This is a genomic window from Nocardiopsis sp. TNDT3, from assembly GCF_003427465.1.
Lineage (GTDB): Bacteria > Actinomycetota > Actinomycetes > Streptosporangiales > Streptosporangiaceae > Nocardiopsis > Nocardiopsis dassonvillei.
Window position 1 is genome coordinate 1 of the sequence record NZ_QPFC01001236.1, and the last position, 3,349, is coordinate 3,349.

Consider the following 3,349-nt stretch of genomic DNA (forward strand, 5'->3'; position numbering starts at 1 on the left):
GGGCGGCGCGCCGGAGCCGACCGCGCGGGAAGGCGCGGTGGAAGCGGCGGGCCGCCGGGGCGCCGTGCCCGTGTGCGGCCCGTCCCGTGGCCCTCACGGAAGGGGAGGCCCCGGGACGGGAGGACGGGAACCCGTGCCCGGGATCCTCAGCCCCTGCCGGGCGGCATCGGCACGAACGCGCTGGTGCGCCGGGCGTACTCCGCCCAGCCGGGCCGACCGGACATGTGCTCGTCCAGCAGCCGCTGCCCCGACCCCCGGGTCAGCAGGTAGGTCATCACCACGGGCGCGGGCAGGGTGAGCAGCACCCACCACGACCCCGACAGCGCGACCAGGAACAGCCCCCACCACACGCAGGCGTCGCCGAAGTAGTTGGGGTGGCGGGTCCACGCCCACAGGCCGCGGTCCATGATCCGCCCGCTGTTGGCGGGGTCGCGCTTGAACCGGGTCAACTGGGCGTCGCCCACCGTCTCGAACACGAACCCCAGCAGCCACACGGCCGCACCGGCGACGGCAAGCCACACCTGCGGGGAGCCGAGGAGGGGCGCGTCGGTGTGCACCGCCACCTGGACCGGCATGGCGACGATCCACACCAGGAACCCCTGGAGCAGGTAGACCACGCGCAGGGCGTAGGCGTCGCGGTTCCCGGGCGCCCCGGACAGCAGGCGCTCGTAGCGGGGGTCCTCGCCCTTGCCCCGGGAGCGCAGCCCGATGTGCGCGGCCAGGCGCAGCCCCCACACGGCGGTGAGCCCGGCCAGCAGCCAGGAGCGGGCGGGGTCGCCCGAGGCGGTCAGGACGCCGACCGCCGCCACGGCGGTGAACCCGAGCCCCCAGGCCGCGTCCACCACGCTGTGCCTGCCCAGGCGCAGCGCGAGGGCGAAGGTCGCGAGCATGAGCGCCAGCACGGCCAGGGCGGACAGCCCCAGGGTGAGGGGGAGCGCGGAGACGTCCATCAGCGGCTCCCGGCGCGGTCCGGGCGCACGGCCAGGATCTGGTCCACTCCCATGCGCCCCTCCTCGAAGGCGAGCGCGCCCCCGGCCAGGTAGAGCCGCCACACGCGGGCGGTCTCGGGTCCGGCCAGGGCCACCAGCTCGTCGAAGCGGCGCTCCAGCACCTCCAGCCAGGCGCGGGCGGTGCGCACGTAGTGCTCGCGCATGGCCCGCACGCCGCGCACCTCCAGTCCGGCCCCCTCCAGCAGCCCGACCGTCTCACCCAGGGGGCGCATGTGCATGTCGGGGGCGATGTAGCGCTCGATGAACGGGCCGCCGCCGGGTTGGGCGCCGCGCCGCGACATCTGCTGGACCAGCAGGCGCCCGCCGGGGCGCAGCCGGTCGTGCAGGCGGCGGGCGAAGGGCGCGTACTCGTCCCGGCCCACGTGCTCGCCCATCTCGATGGCGGCCACGGCGTCGAAGCCGTCGTCGGTGACGTCGCGGTAGTGCTGGAGGCGCACCTCGACCAGGTCGGACAGGCCCTCCTCGCGGACGCGGGCCGCGACGTGGTCGCGCTGGCGCGCGGAGAGGGTGACGGCGGTGACGCGCGCTCCGTGGTGGCGGGCGGCGTGCAGGGTGAGCGATCCCCAGCCGCACCCCACGTCGAGCAGGCGGTCGCCCTCGCCCAGGCGCAGTCCGCGGCAGACGAGGTCGAGCTTGTCGCGCTGGGCGTCGGCGAGGGTGTAGCCGGGGTCGTCGCTGGTCCAGTAGGCGCACGAGTAGGCCATGGACTCGTCCAGGAGCAGCTCGTAGAGGTCGTTCCCGGCGTCGTAGTGGTGGGAGACGGCCGCGGCGTCGCGCTCGCTGGAGTGCGGGCGTCCGCGCAGGCGCGCCTCGGCCGGAGGGACGGGCGGCGGGGAGCCCACCACGCCCAGGGCCAGGAGGGTGCGGGCCGCGCGGGCCCACTCGGCGGGGCCGGGCAGCGAGGTGCCGTTCTCGCGCACGCTCGCCCACACCCGGCTCAGGGCGTCGGTGAGGTCGCCCTCCACGTCCAGCGATCCGGTGACGTAGGCGCGGGCCAGGCCCAGCTCGCCGGGGCGGGCCAGGATGTGGCGCAGGGCGTCGCGGTCGCGCAGCACGGCCAGCGGGGCGTCGGCGGGACCGGCCTCGCTGCCGTCCCAGGCGCGCAGCCGGACGGGGAGCACGCCGTTGAACAGCCCGGCGGCCAGGGGCGCGAGGAAGTGGGCGGCTCCGCGGGGCGGGGCGGGGGTCGCGGTGGTGCTCATCGGGCCTTCTCCATGGTGATCTGCTCGACGTCGATGATTCCGGACAGGAAACCGGCCTCGCAGTAGGCGAGGTAGAAGGACCACATGCGGCGGAAGGTGGCGTCGAAGCCGAGGGCCTCCACCTGTTCGGCGGCGTCGGTGAAGTTCTCGCGCCACACGCGCAGGGTGTCGGCGTAGTCGCGGCCGAAGGAGAGCCGGTCGGTGATGCGCAGGGAGGTGCCCGCCCGCAGTCGCTCCTCGACGGCGGTGACCGAGGGGATGAGTCCGCCGGGGAAGACGTACTTGTGCATCCAGGTGTAGGAGCCGCGCGAGGCGCGCATCAGGGCGTGCTCCATGGTGATGCTCTGGAGGCCCACGCGTCCGCCGGGGCGCACGAGCCGGTCCAGGGCGGCGAAGTAGACGGGCCAGTAGCGCTCGCCGACGGCCTCGATCATCTCCACGCTGACCACGGCGTCGTAGGTTCCGGTGACGTCGCGGTAGTCGCACAGGCGGATGTCGACCAGGTCGGAGAGCCCGGCTGCGGCGACGCGTTCGACGGCCAGGTCGCGCTGTTCGGCGGAGAGGGTGACGGTGGTGACGCGGGCGCCGCGGCGGGCGGCGCGCACGGCCAGCTCGCCCCAGCCGGTGCCGATCTCCAGCAGCTCGACGCCCTCGGCCACGCCCACGGCGTCCAGGAGGCGGTCGGTCTTGCGCTCCTGGGCGCGGGGCAGGGTGTCGCGGTCGCGGGCCTCGCCGTCCTCGAACAGCGCGGAGGAGTAGGTCATCGTCCGGTCGAGGAAGAGGCCGAAGAGGTCGTTGGACAGGTCGTAGTGGTGGCTGATGTGGCGTCTGGACCCGGCGCGGGTGTTGCGGTCCGAGGCGGGTCTGCGGGGCAGGGTGACGTGGCGCAGGGGCTGGAGGGGGCGCGGCACGAGGTTGTCGTAGTCAGCGGCCAGGCGGGTGAGCAGTGCGACCAGGTCGGGCGAGTCCCACTCCCCGGCCATGTAGGACTCGCCGAAGCCGATGAGGCCGCCCGCGGCCAGACGGCGGTGGAAGGCGTCGGGGTCGCGCAGCTCCAGGACGGGCGCGCCGTCGTCGGCGGCGGGCGCGGCGGAGCCGGTGCGCACGCGCACGCCACCGCGCGCTCGGGCGTGCGCG

Annotated in this window: 3 protein-coding genes; all 3 read right to left on the reverse strand. The window is 75.2% G+C overall.

The window, feature by feature from the left end; genetic code table 11:
* Positions 1 to 146 precede the first annotated feature (146 nt).
* Entirely contained in the window at positions 147 to 950 is an 804-nt protein-coding gene (locus DQW06_RS26265; protein WP_117199508.1) for a DUF1295 domain-containing protein, read from the reverse strand.
* Positions 950 to 2,212, reverse strand: coding sequence for a cyclopropane-fatty-acyl-phospholipid synthase family protein (locus DQW06_RS26270; RefSeq protein WP_071621754.1), 1,263 nt, complete (start codon positions 2,210 to 2,212; stop codon positions 950 to 952). Before DQW06_RS26270 ends, DQW06_RS26265 begins: the two co-directional genes overlap by 1 nt.
* Positions 2,209 to 3,349, reverse strand: a 1,141-nt coding sequence (locus DQW06_RS26275; RefSeq protein WP_157983616.1) for a cyclopropane-fatty-acyl-phospholipid synthase family protein, incomplete at its 5' end; no start/stop codon positions are given. The genes DQW06_RS26270 and DQW06_RS26275, both read right to left, overlap by 4 nt.

Coding starts and splice junctions, on each gene's coding strand:
- DQW06_RS26265 (WP_117199508.1), bottom strand. CDS start 950: ATGGACGTCTCCGCGCTCCCCCTCACCCTGGGGCTGTCCGCCCTGGCC.
- DQW06_RS26270 (WP_071621754.1), bottom strand. CDS start 2,212: ATGAGCACCACCGCGACCCCCGCCCCGCCCCGCGGAGCCGCCCACTTC.